Origin of the sequence: Nonomuraea sp. NPDC052129 (assembly GCF_040680095.1) — a bacterium.
Taxonomy (GTDB): domain Bacteria; phylum Actinomycetota; class Actinomycetes; order Streptosporangiales; family Streptosporangiaceae; genus Nonomuraea.
Genome location: NZ_JBFAVX010000047.1, coordinates 1 through 18,099 on the forward strand (window position 1 = coordinate 1; position 18,099 = coordinate 18,099).

General features: G+C 69.0%; 21 protein-coding genes. 13 read left to right on the forward strand and 8 right to left on the reverse strand.

Annotated features, from left to right (window positions below; genetic code table 11):
* Positions 1–85: 85 nt before the first annotated feature.
* Together AB0L53_RS53820 and AB0L53_RS53825 are read right to left on the reverse strand one after the other, a co-directional pair.
* Complete coding sequence (locus tag AB0L53_RS53820; RefSeq protein ID WP_364013085.1) at positions 86–2,176, reverse strand: beta-propeller fold lactonase family protein; 2,091 nt, start codon at positions 2,174–2,176, stop codon at positions 86–88.
* Between the two features lie 395 nt (positions 2,177–2,571).
* Positions 2,572–3,120 carry a flavoprotein gene (locus AB0L53_RS53825; RefSeq protein ID WP_364013088.1) on the reverse strand — a complete coding sequence of 183 codons (549 nt, stop codon included), beginning with the start codon at positions 3,118–3,120 and terminating at the stop codon, positions 2,572–2,574.
* Between the two features lie 129 nt (positions 3,121–3,249).
* On the opposite strand from AB0L53_RS53825, the gene AB0L53_RS53830 reads away from it, so the two are divergent.
* A complete protein-coding gene (locus AB0L53_RS53830; protein WP_364013091.1) occupies positions 3,250–3,852 on the forward strand; it encodes a cadmium resistance transporter in 603 nt (200 codons plus the stop codon).
* 53 nt (positions 3,853–3,905) lie between these two features.
* Here the strand turns inward: AB0L53_RS53830 and AB0L53_RS53835 are convergent, their stop codons facing one another.
* Complete coding sequence (locus AB0L53_RS53835) at positions 3,906–4,433, reverse strand: MarR family transcriptional regulator (protein WP_364013094.1); 528 nt, start codon at positions 4,431–4,433, stop codon at positions 3,906–3,908.
* 39 nt (positions 4,434–4,472) lie between these two features.
* Here AB0L53_RS53835 and AB0L53_RS53840 point away from each other — a divergent pair, with 39 nt between their 5' ends.
* Positions 4,473–5,369 (forward strand): DMT family transporter, encoded by an 897-nt coding sequence (locus AB0L53_RS53840; protein WP_364013097.1) that lies wholly within the window; start codon positions 4,473–4,475, stop codon positions 5,367–5,369.
* On the opposite strand, the gene AB0L53_RS53845 is transcribed toward AB0L53_RS53840, so the two are convergent.
* Positions 5,351–6,730 (reverse strand): FAD-dependent monooxygenase, encoded by a 1,380-nt coding sequence (locus AB0L53_RS53845; RefSeq protein WP_364013100.1) that lies wholly within the window; start codon positions 6,728–6,730, stop codon positions 5,351–5,353. The two genes, AB0L53_RS53840 and AB0L53_RS53845, sit on opposite strands and share 19 nt — an antisense overlap.
* Positions 6,731–6,819: 89 nt before the next feature.
* Between AB0L53_RS53845 and AB0L53_RS53850 the strand changes: the two genes are divergently transcribed.
* Entirely contained in the window at positions 6,820–7,221 is a 402-nt protein-coding gene (locus AB0L53_RS53850) for a glutaredoxin domain-containing protein (RefSeq protein ID WP_364013103.1), read from the forward strand.
* Between the two features lie 27 nt (positions 7,222–7,248).
* Here AB0L53_RS53850 and AB0L53_RS53855 read toward each other — a convergent pair whose 3' ends face one another.
* Positions 7,249–7,527 (reverse strand): hypothetical protein, encoded by a 279-nt coding sequence (locus AB0L53_RS53855; RefSeq protein ID WP_364013106.1) that lies wholly within the window; start codon positions 7,525–7,527, stop codon positions 7,249–7,251.
* 101 nt (positions 7,528–7,628) lie between these two features.
* Here AB0L53_RS53855 and AB0L53_RS53860 point away from each other — a divergent pair, with 101 nt between their 5' ends.
* Positions 7,629–8,303 (forward strand): hypothetical protein, encoded by a 675-nt coding sequence (locus tag AB0L53_RS53860; protein ID WP_364013109.1) that lies wholly within the window; start codon positions 7,629–7,631, stop codon positions 8,301–8,303.
* A gap of 122 nt (positions 8,304–8,425) precedes the next feature.
* Here the strand turns inward: AB0L53_RS53860 and AB0L53_RS53865 are convergent, their stop codons facing one another.
* From AB0L53_RS53865 to AB0L53_RS53875, 3 genes are all read right to left on the reverse strand, one after another.
* The gene (locus AB0L53_RS53865) at positions 8,426–8,815 is read right to left on the reverse strand and encodes a hypothetical protein (RefSeq protein WP_364013112.1); all 390 of its coding nucleotides are present in this window, start codon (positions 8,813–8,815) and stop codon (positions 8,426–8,428) included.
* An 83-nt stretch (positions 8,816–8,898) separates the two neighbouring features.
* Positions 8,899–12,249: a tetratricopeptide repeat protein gene (locus AB0L53_RS53870; protein WP_364013115.1), complete on the reverse strand. Its 3,351-nt coding sequence runs from the start codon at positions 12,247–12,249 to the stop codon at positions 8,899–8,901.
* A 272-nt stretch (positions 12,250–12,521) separates the two neighbouring features.
* The gene (locus tag AB0L53_RS53875) at positions 12,522–13,208 is read right to left on the reverse strand and encodes a response regulator transcription factor (protein ID WP_357958170.1); all 687 of its coding nucleotides are present in this window, start codon (positions 13,206–13,208) and stop codon (positions 12,522–12,524) included.
* Positions 13,209–13,383: 175 nt separating this feature from the next.
* On the opposite strand from AB0L53_RS53875, the gene AB0L53_RS53880 reads away from it, so the two are divergent.
* From AB0L53_RS53880 to AB0L53_RS53920, 9 genes are all read left to right on the forward strand, one after another.
* Entirely contained in the window at positions 13,384–13,635 is a 252-nt protein-coding gene (locus AB0L53_RS53880) for a MoaD/ThiS family protein (protein WP_357958303.1), read from the forward strand.
* Positions 13,636–13,706: 71 nt separating this feature from the next.
* The gene (locus AB0L53_RS53885) at positions 13,707–14,372 is read left to right on the forward strand and encodes a DUF2993 domain-containing protein (RefSeq protein WP_364013118.1); all 666 of its coding nucleotides are present in this window, start codon (positions 13,707–13,709) and stop codon (positions 14,370–14,372) included.
* Positions 14,373–14,409: 37 nt separating this feature from the next.
* Positions 14,410–14,922 (forward strand): sigma-70 family RNA polymerase sigma factor, encoded by a 513-nt coding sequence (locus AB0L53_RS53890; protein ID WP_358552124.1) that lies wholly within the window; start codon positions 14,410–14,412, stop codon positions 14,920–14,922.
* On the forward strand, positions 14,922–15,725 hold the full coding sequence (locus AB0L53_RS53895; RefSeq protein WP_364013261.1) for a zf-HC2 domain-containing protein: 804 nt from the start codon (positions 14,922–14,924) through the stop codon (positions 15,723–15,725). The genes AB0L53_RS53890 and AB0L53_RS53895 overlap by 1 nt, the downstream gene beginning before the upstream one ends.
* Positions 15,726–15,753: 28 nt before the next feature.
* Entirely contained in the window at positions 15,754–16,197 is a 444-nt protein-coding gene (locus AB0L53_RS53900; RefSeq protein ID WP_364013121.1) for a thioredoxin family protein, read from the forward strand.
* Between the two features lie 32 nt (positions 16,198–16,229).
* Positions 16,230–16,313, forward strand: a complete 84-nt coding sequence (locus AB0L53_RS53905; protein WP_350668905.1) for a putative leader peptide — start codon at positions 16,230–16,232, stop codon at positions 16,311–16,313.
* Positions 16,314–16,374: 61 nt separating this feature from the next.
* Complete coding sequence (locus AB0L53_RS53910) at positions 16,375–16,806, forward strand: DUF4395 domain-containing protein (RefSeq protein ID WP_364013124.1); 432 nt, start codon at positions 16,375–16,377, stop codon at positions 16,804–16,806.
* Complete coding sequence (locus tag AB0L53_RS53915) at positions 16,803–17,642, forward strand: sulfurtransferase (protein WP_357958163.1); 840 nt, start codon at positions 16,803–16,805, stop codon at positions 17,640–17,642. Before AB0L53_RS53910 ends, AB0L53_RS53915 begins: the two co-directional genes overlap by 4 nt.
* Positions 17,642–17,971, forward strand: a complete 330-nt coding sequence (locus AB0L53_RS53920; protein ID WP_357958161.1) for a DUF1416 domain-containing protein — start codon at positions 17,642–17,644, stop codon at positions 17,969–17,971. The genes AB0L53_RS53915 and AB0L53_RS53920 overlap by 1 nt, the downstream gene beginning before the upstream one ends.
* Positions 17,972–18,099: the final 128 nt, after the last annotated feature.

An 18,099-nucleotide genomic window follows, 5' to 3' on the forward strand; every position in this document is an offset into this window, starting at 1 on the left:
CGCGCCTGTCCCCCGGCGCCGCCTTCGGGCCGGGCGACAGCGGGGAGGCGCTCGCGGGCCTGGCAAGGGACACCGCCCGCCCGGCTCACCAGTTGCTACTGGTGAGGCTCACCTCCTCCGGGGCGCGGCCGGGGGTGCCGGTGCAGACGTGGTCCTTCTCGGTTCCCGAGTGGTCCCGAAGTTTGGTCAGGCAGGTGCCGAGGGCCCGCTGGCCGTAGTAATTGGGGTGAATTGATTCCTGACTCTGGCCCTGGGATTCCAGGACGACAAGGAAACGGGTCCACTCACTGATGTCGCCGGGTAGCGGGTTCTCAAGAGAGTTGGCGGCGGTGGCTTGCTGCGCGCGCTTGGCACAGACCTCGTGGCCGTCGAACAGGTTGCGCAGGTCGAGGAATTCCACGTTCTGGGTGCGGGCGACGTCCTTGAGCATGTCGGAGATCGCGGGAATGACGGTGTTACGAGCCCAGTCGGAGTCGTCATTGAACATCGGGCAGCCGCCCACGTTGAAGCGCGAGTCGCTGAACTCGTGGTAGCGGTTCTGGTCGCCCAGCGGAACGGGAGACGGGTAGGACTGCAGGACGAGCCGGTAGGAGCCATCGGCGTAGTGGGCATCGGTCATGGCCCGCTTGATTTCCTGGACGGCCTGCTCGACCTTGGGCTTCGTCTTTGCCAGGCCGTCACGGAAGACGGGCTCCTGGTCCACGTGGCAGTGCTCGATCCCATGCTGCTTCTGCCATCTCTTGACGCATTTCTCAAGGACGGAGGCGAAGCCGAGGTCGTTGCCGCCGATGGACAGGACCACCAACTCGACCTTGTACCGCTTGGCGGCCTGGCGGAGCTGGTCGGCCTGGGGAGACTCGCCCTTGAAGGATTTTCCGCCCGCGTCGGCCCCGATCACGTTGACGGTTCTGGCACCGGAGCAGGCGAGGTTGATCCGGCGCAGGACGTTGATGGCCGCGCTCTGGATCTCGGCCGAGTCCGAGCGGTTGCAGCCGTTGTCGAAGGACTCACCGTAGACGCGCCGGCCGTCGTGACCGCACCGCAAACCGTTCGCACTGCAGTTGTAGGCCGCGCGGTCGGTCCCCCAGCGGTCACCCCGGTTGCTCGCCGGGACAGCATTGCCCTTCCAGCGGCCGGCCTCGCCGGAGATGTAGCTGTCACCGAGGGAGACGATGGCGCTCCGGTCCACAGGTCTGTCGAGAACGGCCACACCGACCGGAGACCGACCGACGTTGATGGTGGTGGCCTGCTCTTTGGTGGCGGTGTTGATCACTGACACAGTGTCCGACCGGTTGTTGGTGACGAAGGCGCGCGTGCCCGCGGTGTTGATCGCCACACCACTCGGTGACTGCCCGACCTGGATGGTGGTGGTCTCCTTGTTGGTGGCGGTGTCGATTACCGAAACGGTGCCCGAGAAGTGGTTGGCGACGTAGGCGAAGGTGCCCGCAGGGTTGATCGCCACCGCGATCGGATGGTCGCCGGCGCGGATGGTGTCAGTGACCTTGCTGGTGGTGGTGTCGATCACCGACACGAGATTGGGGTTGGCCGCCCCATAGTGCGTCACGTAGGCGCGGGTGCCGCCGGGCGTAACGGCCACGCTCTTGGGCCAGGGCTTGACGCCTATGGTGGTGACATTGTTGGTGGCGGTATCAATGACCGACACGTTGCTCGACCCGTAGTTGGTGACGTAAACGCGGGTGCCGTCCGGGTTGATCGCCACACCGGTCGGAAAACGACCGACGGCGATCGTGGTGACAGAGGGCGGGGTGGCGGTGGTGTCGATCACTGACACGTTGTCCGAGCCGCTGTTGGCGACGTAAACGCGGGTGCCGTCCGGGTTGACCGCCACACCGGTCGGCAAACGACCGACGTCGATCGTGGTGACGGCCTTGGTCTCGGTGTCCACCACCGACACGTTGGCCGAGGTGCTGTTGGTGACGTAGAGGCGGGTACCGGCCAGGTTGATCGCCACCTGGCTGGGAGCTCTGCCGACACCGACGGGCGTGACGGTCTTGTAGAACGTGTCGACCAGCGAGACGTTGTCCGAACCGCTGTTGGCCACGTAGAGGAAGTCCTGAAGCTGTGGATCCGCGGACTTGGTCAGTTGTGGCTCTGTGGCCGCCGCCGCGGACTGGGTCAGTCGTGGGCCGGCGGTCGCCGGCGCGGATTCGGCCATGGGCACCGCCAACCCCGCTGCGACGACAACCCCCGCCGCCAACATCCAGATCCGGGACGGCCGCACTGGCCGATCTCGTCTGTCAGAGGGTGGCCTGCGGCGATCCCCTGCCGCCTCTCTCGTCTGACGTCTCACCAACGAACCCCCGTATTGCGTAATGAGGGTCCTGTTCTAGCCAGGACGGCATCTCGCTCAGCGGGGCGACGCGCCTGGAAGAGGTTTCCTGGCTGATCATTGGCAGGTTACATAGTGACGCCCCAGCGGTCGCCGCCGCCGGGCACAGCGTCAGCGCGGCTCCGCGCCGTCGCCGCGGAGCCAGGTCGGAGGCTTCCTGCGCGTTGAGGAGATCGGACTACATCTTTCGGGTGACGCCGCCGTGGTGGACAGCCTCCACATCATTTGCGGGGATGGTGCCGCCCGATCTCCTTGAGCGCCAATGCCCAGGGATAAGTGTCCAGATTCTCCCCTCCGGTTTCAGCGGGAGGTGGCTCGAATTGGCCAGGGCCGAGGAGGACGGGAACGCCTTCGGCGCGCAGGCTTTCTACGCTTCGGAGAAAGGGCTCGCGGGATGCTAAAGCGCTGCTGACGAAGGGCAGGACGACGACGGGAATGCCCAGGCCGGGCGCCTCGGCGAGGAGGCCGAGAGCGTAGGTGTCGGCGATGCCCTGGGCGAACTTGTTGATGGTGTTGTAGGTCGCGGGAGCAACGATGATCGCGTCGGCTCTGGGGGGTTTTGGCTCGTGCGGCTTGCGGTACTGGCTGCGGACGGGGCGGCCGGTCTGCCGCTCCAGTTCGGGAACGTCGATGAAGTCCAGGGCAGACGGGGTGGCGACTATCTGGACCGTCCAGCCCTCGTCCTGGGCGTCGGTGACCAGGCGGCCGACGTCGGCGGCGGCTCCTGCGGCGCACACGATGATGTAGAGGACCTTGCTGGATTGGATCACGTGAGGACTCCCGGCGGCGCGGCATACTCGCGGGCTTCACGGTAGACGCTGCGGGGACTACCAGCGTTATCGGCACGCCCGATACGTTCCTCAGGTACTGCCGCCTCCTGGAGAGGAACCACGCCCCTCGTGAACGTCGGCATCATCGGGCAAGCCGCCGGCCTGTTCGCCGTCACCAACATCGACGACATCGTGATCCTGGCGCTGTTCTTCGCCCAGGGGGCCGGGCACCGCGGCACCACTTCGCGGATCATTCTGGGGCAATATCTTGGGTTCGCCGCCATCCTCGTCGTCGCCATCGCCGCCGCTTTCGGCGCTACCTTCCTGCCCGAGCCCGTCATCCCGTACCTCGGCCTGCTACCGCTGGCCTTGGGTCTCAAGGCCGGCTGGCAGGCGTGGCGCGACCACGTCAACGGCGAGGACACCGACAACGAGCAGGCCGCGACGGGTGGACCCAAGGCGTTGGAGGTCGCCGCGGTCACCTTCGCCAACGGCGGCGACAACATCGGCGTCTACGTCCCTGTCTTCGCCACCGCCGGCATCGGCGGCATGAGCGTCTATGCCGTCGTCTTCCTCGTCCTGGTCGCCGTCTGGTGCCTGGCGGGCAGGTTCTTCGCCACCCGACCCGTCATCGCCAAGGCTCTCAGCCGATGGGGGCACATTCTCCTGCCCATCGTCCTGACCGGGATCGGCCTGCTCATCCTCATCCAAGGCGGCGCCTTCGGCCTCTGACCGGGTTTCTCGTCCTCGACGGATCGCCGCTCAGCTATCAGAGTGCTGTCGCCTCAGGTCTGATCATCGAGCTTCGCGGACCGCGGCGTCTCGAAGCAGGCGAGCCAGGTGGTGAGCAGTGACTCCAGTTGGGCGGCCTGCTCGGGCGTCAGGCCATCGAGCAGACGGCGCTCGTTCGCCACGTGCTCGGTGAACGCCTGGTCGAACAGTTGCCGGCCGGCTCGGGTGAGCGCGACGACCCGGCCGCGCCCGTCGCTCGCGCTGCGCTGGCGGGTGACCAGGCCGGCGCGTTCGAGCCGGTCGATGCGCTTGGTCATGGCGCCCGTGGTGACCATGGTGTGCGCGGCCAGCTCGCCGGGCGCGCGTTCGTAGGGCGCCCCGGCGCGCCGGAGGGCGGCGAGTACGTCGAAGTCTCCCTCGCCCAGCCCGTATTGGCGGTAGACCACGCACAGCCGCTCGGTCAGGTGACCGGCGAGGCGGTGCAGTCGTCCGATCACGCCCAGTGGGCTCACGTCCAGGTCGGGCCGCTCACGGGCCCACGCTTGCTGGATGCGGGCGACGTGGTCGAAGTCGTTCGTCACGATTCCAATATAGCTTCCACAGAAGCTATATTTGCTTCCATGGAAGGTACTTTTCGGTGGGCGGCTGTGACCGCGCTCGCGCCGATCGCCTGGGGCTCCACGTATCTGGTCACCCACCGGTTCCTGCCGCCCGATCATCCGCTGTACGGGGCGGTGATCCGGGCCCTGCCGGCCGGGTTACTCCTCCTGCTTCTCGCTCGGAAGCTCCCCCGGGGAGCGTGGTGGTGGCGTTCGCTGGTGCTCGGCACGCTCAACATGGGAGCGTTCTTCGCGCTGGTCTACCTGGCCGCCCAGAAGCTGCCGACGAGCATGGCATCGACGATCATGGCGACCTCCCCGGTGATGATGATGCTGTTCGCCTGGGCGGCGCTGGCCGAGCGCCCGAGGGTGGCGCACGTGACCGGGGCCGGGATCGGGATCGCGGGCGTCTGCCTGCTGCTGCTCGACGGTACGGCTTCGGTCGACGCCTCCGGCGTGCTGGCCTCCGTCCTGGCCATGGTCATGTCGTCGGCCGGTTATGTGCTGGCCAAACGGTGGAGCGCGGGGGTCGACGTCTTCTCGCTGACCTCCTGGCAGCTCATCGCCGGCGGGATCGCCGTGCTACCCGTCGCCGTCGCCGTGGAGGGCGCGCCGCCGTCCCTGGACGGCCCGGCGCTGCTCGGCTTCGGCTATGTCACGGTCGTCGCGACCGCGCTGGCGTTCGCCGCCTGGTTCGCGGGGCTGCGGCACCTGAGCGCCGCGACGGTGGGCCTGATCGGGCTGCTCAACCCGGTAACCGGCGTACTGCTCGGCACCGTGCTCGCCGGCGAGACGCTCACCGCGCAACAGGTCTGCGGGCTGGTCCTGGTGCTCTCCGGCATCCTGCTGGGCCAGCCGGCTGCCAAGCGCCTCGTCGCGCTGATCACGACAAGGCTGAGTCACACCATGGCCAGATAGACGGCGAGCTCCTCCGCTGACGAGGTCGAGATCCCGACATATCCATCCGGCCGGATCAGCGTGTGGCGCTCGGCGCCATACGGCTCAGCCAGCTCGTACGCCCGCACCTCCGGCCCGCCGACCACGCGCGGCGCCGGATCAGGCGACAGCAGCGTGAAGTGCGTCCCCCGCAACAGGTCGAACATCCGGACCTGAGACCCGTCGGCCGGCCGCACCCGACCATCCGGCACGCGGTCCCCGCCCCGCCGGGCCAGCGAGCCGCCCCGATAGCTCACCATCAGCTGGTGGGTCTCCTCGTCGCGTTTGTGGGTCTTCTTGTCGAGCAGGTCGGTGCTGAGGCCGAGTACGCGGGCGGCGACGGGCCGCCGCTCCTCCTCGTACGTGTCGAGCAGCGCCTCCGGCGCCCCGGCCAGCACCCGGGCGAGCTTCCAGCCCAGGTTGTAGGCGTCCTGTACGCCGGTGTTGAGCCCCTGCCCGCCGGCGGGCGAGTGCACGTGGGCGGCGTCCCCGGCGAGGAAGACCCGGCCGGTCCGGTAGCTGTCGGCCAGGCGGATGTTCACCCGGTACAGGGACGACCACAGCAGCTCGGTGATCCGAACCCCGCCCAGCATCGACCGTTCCCCGAAGATCCGCTGGAAGCCGGCGAGCGTCTGGTCCGGCACCACGCCCGGCTTCAGCGGGGCGAGCATCTGGAAGGTGTCGGTGCCGGCCATCGGGAAGAGCACCACCATTCCCTTGCCCGGCCGGTACCAGACATGGATGTGGTCCCGGCCGAGCCCCTCGACCCGTACGTCGCCGAGGGCCATCCGCTCCTCCTCGCGGGTCTCCCCGGCGAAACCGATGCCGAGCGCCTTGCGTACGAAGCTCTTGCCGCCGTCCGCCGCGACCAGGTAGTCCGCCCGCAGGGTCGCCCCCGTGCTCAGCCTGGCCGTCACTCCGCGCGCGTCCTGCTCGAAACCGGTCAACCCGGTGCCCTGCTCCACCTTTCCGCCCAGCTCGGTGAGCCGCTCGCGCAGCACCACCTCGGTACGCCACTGCGGGTGCATCATCACCATGGGGTACGGCACCGCGTCGGTGGGGGTGACGAGCTTGTGCATGCGGCCCTGGTACACCGGCACCCTGCCGATCCTCCCCCGAAGCGGCGGATAGAGCGTCGTAGCCGCCAGAACCCGGTCGATCACCCCCAGATCATCGAAGACCTCCTGTGTGCGGGGCTGCAGCCCCTTGCCCTTGGAGCCGCCCAAGGGCTCCGGCGCCTGCTCCACGATGCGGCAGTTAACTCCGCGCCTGGCCAGATCCACGGCGAGAGTGAGCCCGGTCGGGCCGCCGCCGACGATGAGTACGTTCGTCTTCTCGGTCATGGTGCGACCATGCCGGTCCGTACTGCCAGATCTCTGTCAGCGTCCCGCCCGCCACTGTCATCGTCGGACTCGCTTGAGATACTTCCCATATGTCCTCCGTGATCTCCAGTGCGCTCTCTGTGATCGCGATCTCCTTTCTCGTCCTCTATGCGGCGTGGATGATCATCGCGAACCTGCCCCGCCGAGATCGGGCGACATCGCACGCGCTGGCGGATCGAACGGGCGTGGTCGTCTACTGGCGGCCCGGCTGCAAGTACTGCATGAGGCTGCGTATGCGTCTGCGCTTCACCCGGTTGCGGCACACCGAGGTGAACATCTGGCGAGACCCTGAGGCGGCGGCGTTCGTCCGCTCGGTGGCGAACGGGAATGAGACCGTGCCGACCGTGACAGTGGCCGGAAAGACGATGGTGAACCCGTCGAAGGATCAGCTGCTGGGGGCGGTCAAGACGGAGGCTCCGCACCTGCTGCCCGACCCCGGTGGCCGCGGCTGACGGCAGTCCTGATAGCCGCCCCTCTGATCAGGCGCCCGCGCGCCGTAGCCGGGGCCTCGCCTCGTGCGTCAACCGGTCCAGGACTCGCGCCCCGTCCGCCGTCACAGAGGCCTTCTTGGCGTTGAACGCCCGCACCCACAACCCCGCCGCCCAGGCGACCTCGTGCTCCTCCGTCCCCCAGCCGAGCCCTTCCGCGTACGCCTCCAGGAAGCGGTCCGTCTCGTCGATCGTCGCGGCCTCGAACGGCTCGCCCGTCTCCGTGAACACGGCCGCCGCCGCTCCCGCTATGGCGGCTCGGGCAGGCACACCACGCTGTCCCAGTCGTGTACGGCGTGCAGCTGGAGCCACCGCACCATGCCATACATCCACAGATCACTAGATACCAGGGATCCTGGCATACTGCCCGGATGTCCGACTTCGCTGCCTTCTTTGCCGCCGGACGCGACGCTCTCCTGTCAGGGCGCGCCGTCCACGACCGGCCGATGGTGGAGGGTGGCGCTCGCTGGGGAGCCGCCGCGGTCCTGCGGCCCGCCGGTACGGTGCTCGATCGGCTGGTGGAGCTGGCCCGTGAGGCGGGTACGGTCGCCGGACCCGGGCACTGGGCGCACGGCGCGGACTGCCTGCACGTCACGCTGCGGTCCCTGGAGCATTACCGGTCGGTCATCCCCGTGGACGATCCGCTACGGCTTGCCTGGGCCGACGCTCTGCGGGAGGCGGTCGAGGGGTTGCCGCCGGTCCGGGTGGTGCTGCGGGGCGTGAGTCCCCACGCGGGTGGGGTGCTCGCCTGCGGTTATCCGGTCGACGACGCGCTGGTCACCCTCCAGAAGCGGTTCGCGCACGGGCTGGCCGCTCGTGGGGTGCGCGACTTCGAGCGTGGCCGGGTGCGTGATCGCTGGTACGTCAGCCTCGTCCACTTCGCCGAGCCCGTGTCGGTGAGGACGGCCGGGGCGATCGTCGGGTGGTGTGATGAGCGGGCCGACCTGCCGATCGGCCTCGCGGAGCTCACCACGGCCGAGATCGTCCAGGCCGTCCACACTGGGACCGGAGTGCGGCTCGACACGCTGGAGTCGGCCGCGCTCTGAGGGGGCGTCAGCGCGCCCCCCCGCGCCGCGTCGACGCCCCCCCGCCCTCACCAACGCACAGCCCCCCACTGCCGCGCAAGGACCACGCGGCCCAAGACCGCGCGGCCCAGGACCCCCGGCGGTTACCTCACCAACAGCGCGGTGACGAACTGCAGCAGGTGCCACGCCACATAAGCGCTGAGCGAGCAGAACGCCCACTCCTTGGCCCGCGCGATATGCGACACCCACCGCAGCACCTCGGCCGGCTCCCGCCGCGGCCGAGCCGTGATGGCGAGGAAGCCCGCCGCCACCAGCCAGGCCGCCCCCGACGCGGTCACCAGCCCCAGGGAGATGGCCAGCAGGGGGCCCGACCCGGGCATCGGGTCGGTGGGGGAGAGTTGGCGGATCCAGGCGGCGAGCACTCCGGCGAGCACGGAGAGCGTGATCCGCCGGTCTTTACGTCCTTGTCGCTTGAGCCAGTGCAGGTCCCGACTGAGCCAGCGCAGGTCTCGACGCGGCTGGTTTCTGAGCATCCGGTTCACCTCCGTTGGAGTAGCTGGTAGCACCAGCTAACGGCAGGGAGCCGGTCAAGATCTGCGACCTCAGGTCGCGAAATTTACGACATTTGGCGGAGTTCTGCGGTGGCCTTCTTGAGTTCGAAGACGTCGCCCACCTCTTCCAGGATGCGTACCGCCTCCCTAAGGTGGGCCACGGCTTCCGCACGGTCCCCGACCCGGTGGGCGATCAGGCCGATGGCCCGCAACGCGCAGCCCAGGTCGCGCCGGGTGCCGGAGACGAGATGCACGTCCCTGGCCTGCGACGCGAACGTCAGCGCCTCCACCGGCCGGTCCAGGTCCAGCAGGATCATGGCCAGCGTGGTGAGCGCCGCCGCCCAGCGGTCCCGGGTGCCGCTCTCGTTCTGCAGCTCGACCGTCTCCCTGGCGTACCCGAGCGCGGCGGCCGTCTTGCCCGCGACGTGCATGGCCTGCGCGATCGACAGCAGCGAGCTGGCCTTGTTGTCGCGCAGTTCCTCCCTGATCGCCAGCGACGCCTTGGCGGCGCGCAGCGCGTCCTGGTGCCGGTCCAGCGACAGGTACGTGTAGGCCAGCGTCTCCTGGACGTCCGCCTCGGCCCGGCGGTTGCCCATGCCCTGGACCAGGTCCAGCGCCTCCAGCGCGTGCACGAACGCCACCTGCGGCAACCCCTGGCGGCGCCGTACCCGCGCCAGCCGGTTGAGCATCCGGGCCTCGACCGGCAGGTCGTGGATCTCCCGGCTGATCGCGAGGGCCTGGTTGAGGTAGTCGTCGGCGCGCAGGTAGTCGGCCAGCCGCCAGTGCACCAGCCCGATGTCGCCGAGCGTCTCCGCCCGCCCCTGCTCGTGGTGGAGCTCTCGTTGTACGGCCAGCGCCTGCTCGTAGTGTTCGAGGGCCTCGTCGTAACGGGAGCCGTTGCGCGCGATGCGCCCCAGCGTGCACAACGCCCGGCCGCAACCGTGCTGGTCGCCGGTGGCCGTGTACCCGGCCAGAGCCCGCTCGGCGTCCCGCTGCGCGTCGTCCGGCAGCCGGAGCGAGTCGTAGATCTCGGCCAGGCAGAGCAGCGTCTCGGCCTCGCTGTGCTCGTCGCCCAGGTCGTGGCAGATCGCCAGCGCCTCCAGCCCCTCCGACAGGGCCGCGTTCGGCTCGCCCAGGTGGTGCTGTACGCGGGCCAGGATGATCAGGCTCTGCGCGGTGCCGTGCAGGTCGCCGAGCTGTTCGCGTACCTCCAGCGCCTGCCCGGCGTGGTGCAGCGCGAGCTCGTGCCGCTCCTGGGACAGGTGCAGGCGCGACAGGGAGTGCAGGCAGTCGGCGACCCCGGCCAGGTCGCCGATCTCCTGGTAGAGCTCCAGGGCCTCGCCCGCGCACGTGAGCGCGTCGCCGCTGTTGCCGGCGATGCCGTGTACCTCGGCCAGGTCGTTCAGGGCGCGGGCCCGGCCCTCGCGGTCACCGAGCGAGGTGAAGTCGGACAGCGCCTCGCCGATGTGGCGGGCGGCCCGGGTGGAGGGGCCGATGTCGCGGTAGATCGAGCCGAGATGGCTGCGCATCAGCGCGATCGCCCGCCGGTCGCCGATCCGCGCCGCCGAGTCCAGCCCGATCTGCTGGATCTCCAGGTCGTTCTGGTAGTAGCGCAGCCGCCTGAACGGCTCGAACACCGCCTCGGCCAGCCGCCAGGCGGCGTGGTGCGCGCCGCTCTCCTCCGCCAGCCGTACGACCGAGACCAGTGAACGGCGCTCGGCCTCGAACCACGCGCGCGGCGTGGCCGGATCGGTCGCCATGCCCAGGTAGTGGTCGAGCAGCCGGACCCTGGCCTCGCGCACGCCCGCCTCCGCGTGCCGGCCCAGCTCCCTGGCCAGCCGCTTGACCAGGTCGTGCACGCGATAGCGCGTCTCGGCCATCGGCTCCACCAGGTACGCCCGGTGCAGCCCCTCGACCGCGATCACCGCCTCACTGACGGAGCCGCCCAGGGCGGCGGCCAGCACCTCGGGCGTGAAGTCCCGGCCGGGCAGCAGCCCGACGTGCCGGAACGCGCGCCGCTGCGGCGGAGACAGCGACTCGTAGGCCAGGTCGAGCGCGGAACGGAAGGCGTCCTCCGGATCGCCGGACAGCGGCTGCCGCTGGTCCGGACCGCGCAGCTCGTGTACGCGCGATTCGACGCTCAGCCCGGGGTCCTCGGCGAGCTTGGCCGCCGAGATGCGCAGCGCGAACGGATGGTACGAACAGACCCTGGCCAGCTCGGCCAGCGCGTCGCGGTCGGCGGCCCGTGGCGACTCCTCGCCGAGCACCGCGACCAGCAGCGCGACGGCGTTGCCCGGATCGAGGACGGACAGGTCCATCAGGTCGGCGTGCCCGGTCGCGCGCAGCGGCGCCATCCTGGTCCTGCTGGTCACCAGCACCACGCAGTCCTTGCTGCCGGGCAGCAGCGCCCGCACCTGGGCCGGGTCGGCGGCGTTGTCCAGGATGAGCAGCAGCTTCCGCCCGGCCAGCCGGCTGCGATAGAGCAGCATCAACTCGGCCTCGTCGGCGGCGGGCATGTGCTCGCCGATGCCGAGCGAGCGCAGGATCTGCCCAAGCGCCTCGGCCGGGGTCATGGGTGGCTGGCTGGGGGACTGCCCGCGCAGGTCGATCACGATCTGCCCGTCGGGGAACCGGGCCGCCTGCTGGTGCGCCCAGCGCGTCACGAGAGCCGTCTTCCCCACACCGGGAAGCCCCTGTACGACCATCGTGTTCGGGCGGCGCGGCCGGTCCAACCATGAGGTGAGCAGATCGAGGCTCTGCTGCCGCCCGGTGAAGTCGGACACGTCGGCGGGCAGCTGAGCGGGCCGGGGCACCTCCCCGGCGGGCAGCGGCTCGGCCGGCGCGCCCGGCCGGGTCAGGAACGGTGTGACCCGCCCCTCCCAGGGAGCGGACAAGTGCTCCCAGGCCCCGGCGACGCCCCGCAACGCCGCCGCGTCGGCGATCCGCAGCCGCCGATAGCCGGGCCGGACCAGCCACCCCTGCCGTACCCACCGGGTGAGCTGCCGCTGCACCACATCGGGCGCGCTGCCCACCAGATCGGCCAGCGTCTCCATGGACAGGGGCGGCGCCGACTCGCCCGCGAGCCCGTAGCGCTCGTCCAGGTGCAGCAACCAGACGGCCAGTCGCGCGGCGACGGGCGCGCGGGCCAGCGCCTCATGCCGGCGAGCGGCGACGTCCCTGGCGAACAGTTCCCGCACCAGCGCCATGGCCACCGCCGTATTGGCCGCGGCGTGCTCGCGCAATGTCCGTACGTCGATGGACCAGGCGCGTACCTCGGTCAGCGCGTCGATCCGAACCCGTTCGCCAGGACTCCAGAACGCCAATTCCCCAACGAGATCGCCGCCGGCCCGCAGATCGTGAATGCCGTCGCGCTCGCCGCCCGCTAAATACTCCCGCGCATAGCCATAATCGATCACAAATACCCGGTTGCTCGGCCGAAACGCAGAACAAATGCTCTCGTTGCGCCGAAAAATTCGGGGCCGCGCGCCTTCTTCGACCAGCGACCGGAAGATCCCCACCCCGACACCACCCCTCTCGGGACGGCGGTGTCCACGACCGAAACAGCCCACACGACATGACAGCGACACGACGGCCGAGGGCCGTCCTGTCACATCAGTGGAACCTTGAGGGCGTCACATGTCAACTGTGCGCCGCTCCGAGCAGGTCGCGATGTGCGGGATATGAACGGTCAGACGTGGGCCGGGTCGGTGCGGTCGGGGACGAAGCGGTAGCCCACGTTGCGGACCGTGCCGATCAGCGACTCGTACTCGGTGCCCAGCTTCGCGCGCAGCCGCCGGACGTGCACGTCGACGGTCCGGGTGCCCCCGAAGTAGTCGTAACCCCACACCTCCTGCAGCAGCTGGGCGCGGGTGAACACGCGGCCCGGATGCTGCGCGAGGTATTTCAGCAGCTCGAACTCCTTGAACGTCAGATCGAGCACCCGCCCCCGCAGCCGCGCCGTATATGTCGCCTCATCAATGGACAGATCGCCACTACGGATCTCGTCCGGAACATCCTCGGCCTGAGTCGTACGGCCGACGGCCATCCGCAGCCGCGCCTCCACCTCGGCCGGCCCCGCGCTCTCCAGCAGCACGTCGTCGACGCCCCACTCGGCGGTCATGGCCGCCAGCCCGCCCTCGGTGACGACCACCAGCAGCGGGCAGTCGATGCCCGTCGTACGGATCAGCCGGCACAGGCTTTTGGCCTGCACCAACTCCTTTCGGGCATCGACCAGAACGGCGTCGGCGGGCGGTGTGTCGATCAGCGCGGACGCCTCGGCGGGCGAGACGCGGACCGAGTGGAGCAGCAACCCCAGGGCCGGTAGCACCTCGGCCGACGGCTCAAGGGCGTTGGTCAGCAGGAGCAGGTTGCTCATATCGGCCTCCTCAAACACGCAAGGACCCGGGGGCTTCGTCGCCCAGGTCCTGTAGGCGAGGATATCTCACGCGACGTTCGCGTCCATTGCGCGTCCACCAGATGAACAGCGCAAACCGTGGAACGCCGATGTTAACGCGGTCGCACAATGGAGTCTGGAAGAATGTGAGGTGGCCATGGCCACGGGAAAGGTACGTTATTGGGCCGCTGCGAAAGAGGCGGCCGGAGTCGCCGAGGAGCCGTTCGACGCGGCCACACTTGGTGAACTCATGACCAAAATCACACAAAATCGTGCCGAACTGGCCCGCGTGGTCAGCCGTTCGTCGTTCCTGGTCGACGGCTCTCCGGTGGGCAAACGGGCACATGAGGAGGTGATCCTCGGCGACGGAGCGACGGTCGAGGTGCTGCCGCCCTTCGCCGGGGGGTGATCGAGCGCTCGGCCAGGGCATGAGGCATTCCAGTCGATAAGCTCATGATCCCCCGTGAGACAGGATGTCCGATGCGCAAACTGATCGTTTTCCTGATCGTGCTGGTCGTTCTCCTCGCTGTCGTCGACCGGGTGGCGGTCACCGGAGTGCAGCGCGACCTCGCCAACAGGATCTCCGCCGCGGCCGACCTCAACAGCCAGCCGACGGTGACCATCGAGGGCATCCCATTTCTCACACAGGCGGTCTCCGGCCACTATCCAGAGGTACGGTTCAATCTCGGCACTCTCACCTACGGGGGAGTTCCGGTGAAGGACCTGCAGGGCGTCGCCTACGACGTGACCGCCCCGCTGGCCGACGTGCTCCAGAACAGAGCCAACGTCCGGGCCGGGCGCCTGACCGTCCACGGCACTCTGACCAGGGCGACGATCGACAAGTACGCACCGCAGGGCGTCAAGATCTCCGGGAACGGCCAGCGGCTCGTCGCGTCGGGTGAGGTGACGGTAGGGGTGAACAAGGTGAAGTTCAACGCGGAGATGCGCGTCCAGGTGACCGACGGCGGCATCAAGCTCCAGGCGGAGAAGATCCAAGGCGTGCCCGACGCGCTCGCGAAGTTCGTGACCTTCCCGATCCCGTTCAAGGGGAAGCTCCCGTTCGATGTGAAGGTGACCGGAGTGAGGAGCGTGGCCGACGGGTTGGAGATCGCGGCCGAAGCGTCTGACGTGCCACTCCGTGGATGACATCGAACCGGTCGGTCCCGCCGTACGTGATGAGGGTGTGACTGCAGCCGACACCGCCGACGAGGAACTGGTCAGGACCCTCTTCGACGAGCACGCTGGGCCACTCTACGGATACGTGCTGCGACTCACGGGCGATTCGGGACGAGCGGAGGACGTCGTGCAGGAAACGCTGCTGCGGGCCTGGCGGCATCCTGACGCCCTCACCGGCCGCCCGATACGTGCCTGGCTGTTCACCGTCGCCCGTAATCTCGTCGTGGACCAGCACCGCGCCCGCAAGGCGCGCCCGCAGGAGACCGGCGACGAGGCGCTCGCCGTGCTGCCCGCGGACGACGAGCTGGAGCGGGCGGTCGAGTCATGGGCCGTGGCCGAGGCGCTGGCCGCGCTGCGGCCCGAGCACCGTGAGGTGCTGATGGAGGTCTACTACCGGGGGAGATCGGTGAAGGAGGCGTCGGCCACGCTGGGCATCCCGCCGGGCACGGTCAAGTCACGCACCTACTACGCGCTGCGCGCGCTCCGGCTCGCGCTCGAGGAGCGAGGGCTGGCGCCGTGATGACGTGTGAGGAGGTACGGCTGGCACTGGGCGCCCACGCGCTCGGCGCGCTGGACCCCGACGAGGCGATGGAGATCGACACCCACCTGGCGACCTGCGAGGTTTGCGGTGCCGAGCTGCTCGACCTGGAGGGCGTCGCGTCGTTCCTCGGCAAGGTGTCGGAGCGCGACGTCGAGCTGGTCTCCAGCCCCCCGCGTCAGGTGCTCGACCGGCTGCTGAACGCCCGTGCCCGGCGCCACCGGAGAGGACGCGCGCTGCTGACCGTGGCCGCCTCCGTCGCGGTGATGGCGGTCGGCGTCACGGTGTGGATGGGCTCCCAGCAGGCGAACCACACCCAGTCCGCCGCTCAGCCCGCCGTCATCTCCGGGGAGGTCGAGTCCAAGGCGGTCGCGCCGTACGCGGCGCAGGACACCGCGCCGAATGACGCGCGGCTCAAGAAGTCCGAGGCGCGGCCGACTCCGCGGCCGTCGGCGAGCCAGACGGCGCCCGGCCGCGAGTTCCCCGGCGAGAACGCGGCCAAGGGCTATCACGCGAGCGTGACGGCCTTCCCAGGGGGCGACGTGACGAAACTGTCGGTGCGGGTCAGTGGCCTGCCGCTCGGTACGACGTGCCGGCTGGTGGTGTTCGCCAAGAACGGCGCGTACGACTCCACCGCGAGCTGGAAGGTCAGCCGGGAGACCTACGAGAACAAGGCCGTCTTCCCGCGCCAGACCCGGATCCCGATGAACGACATCGCCAGGTTCGAGGTCGTCGACTCGGGCGGAAAGGTGCTCGTCAAGATCCCGGCCCCGAGGGGGAAGTAAAGCGTCCCCTCCGGGGTTGCACCACGAGATGACAGGACTGTGGGTGGCGCTGGCGACGCTGGCGCTCGGCTCGGTGATCGGGGTGGTACGACTGCGCCGCGACGGCAGGGTGCGCGACACGGCTCGGGCGGACGGCCGTCTGGCCACCGCCGACCTGGGTGCTGACCTGGGGGAACGGGCGACGCTCGTGCAGTTCTCGACCGCCTTCTGCCAGCCGTGCCGGGCGACCCGGCGAGTGCTGGCCGACGTCAGTGGGCTCGTGCCCGGTGTGGCGCATGTCGAGATCGACGCCGAGTCGCGGCTTGATCTCGTCCGGCGGCTCGACATCATGCGTACGCCGACGGTCCTGATCCTCGACAGCGCCGGAAATATCGTGAAAAAGGCGGCTGGCCAGCCGCGCAAAGCGGACGTCCTCGCCGCCTTGGCCGGGGCAGTGTCCCACGTTTCGTCTCAGAACGCGGACGAGATGTGACAGATGCCGAGACGGCGAGTAGTGTCCTTGCCATGAACCCATCGACAGAGCTGCTGACGAAGCGGCGCGCGGTTGATTTCTGCCGCGTAGCCACCGCGCTCTGTCGCGCTGCCTGAGGACGGTCTCGCGCGGACTTCCGATCCGCCCCAACCCGACCCCCTTCAGGAGCATCCTTCGATGCGTGCCGACCCTAGAGCGTTGCGTTTCAGCGCGGCCATCACGACTGCGATCCTCGCCATCGTCCTGGTGACGGGGAGCGCTTGGCCGTTGGCTGCCCAAGTGGTGCTGGCCGCCCAGGCGCTGGTGTTCGCACTCGGCGTGGCAGGGCGCTCGCCTTACGTGGTGCTCTTCAAGGCGCTCGTCAAGAGCGCTCCTAGGGAGACGGAGGACGCCCGCCCACCCCGCTTCGCGCAGGGTGTCGGGCTCGGCTTCGCGGTCGTGGGTCTGGTCGGATACCTCGCCGGGATCACGCCGCTCGCCCTCGTGGCCACGGCCGCGGCACTCCTCGCCGCCTTCCTCAACGCAGCCTTCGGATTCTGCCTCGGCTGCGAAACGTACCTGCTGATTCGCCGACTACTGCCCGCCGCCAAATTGGAGGTTCCCCAATGAGCCGCTCCGCCGTCCTGGTGGATGCCGAATGGGTCGAGGCCAACCTCGACACCCCCGGCGTCGTTCTCGTCGAGGTTGACGAAGACGCCAGCGCCTATGACAAGGGCCACATCCGTGGCGCCGTGAAGGTCGATTGGCAGAAGGACCTTCAGGACCCGGTCCGCCGTGACTTCGTGGACAAGACCGGCTTCGAGACACTGCTGTCCGAGCGCGGCATCTCCAACGACGACACCATCGTGCTCTATGGCGGAAACAACAACTGGTTCGCCGCCTACGCCTACTGGTACTTCAAGCTCTACGGCCACGACAACGTCAAGCTGCTCGACGGCGGGCGTAAGAAGTGGGAGCTCGACTCGCGCGAGCTGGTCAAGGACGTGCCGCAGCGCGCCAAGACCTCCTACGTGGCCCAGGAGCAGGACACGTCCATCCGCGCCTTCCGTGACGACGTGGTCGCCGCGATCGGCAAGCTCAACCTGGTCGACGTCCGCTCGCCCGACGAGTTCACCGGCAAGCTGCTCGCCCCGGCCCACCTGCCGCAGGAGCAGGCGCAGCGCGCGGGCCACGTGCCCACCGCTCGCAGCATCCCGTGGTCCAAGGCGGCCAACGACGACGGCACGTTCAAGACCGACGAAGACCTGCGCACGCTCTACGGCGAGGCGGGGGTCAACTTCGACAAGGACACGATCGCCTACTGCCGCATCGGCGAGCGTTCCGCGCACACCTGGTTCGTCCTGCACGAGCTGCTCGACCAGGCGAACGTGAAGAACTACGACGGTTCGTGGACCGAATACGGCTCGCTCGTGGGCGTGCCGATCGAGTTGGGGGAGGCCCGCTGATGACCACCACTCAGACCGCTCAGAACGTACAGACCGCACCGGGTTGCGGAGCTCCGGAGCAGACCATCGCGCTGCCCGCGGGGATCGACCTGTCCACCCAGTCCGTGATCCAGGGCGTCGTGACGGGCGCCGGCACCGCCTACGCGCGGCTGCTCGACCACTCCGGCGAGTTCACCGGCGAGGTCGTCGTGTCCGACGAGGGCGTGTTCCGCTTCTTCGCCGCACCTGGCGACTGGACGGTGCGCATCATCGCCGGCGGCGGCGTCACGCGTGACGTCAAGGTCCAGGCGAAGCTGGGCGAAGTGGCTCAGCTGGCCGTCGCCGTCTGACCCGAATATCTGGAAGAAGGCTCGCGTCCGATCTCGGACGTGGGCCTTCTGCTTTCCGGATCCGTGGTGGCTGGTGCCTTCGGAGGGATACCCCGGCGGGCCTTCTGCCCGCTGCAGAAAGGCTTCTT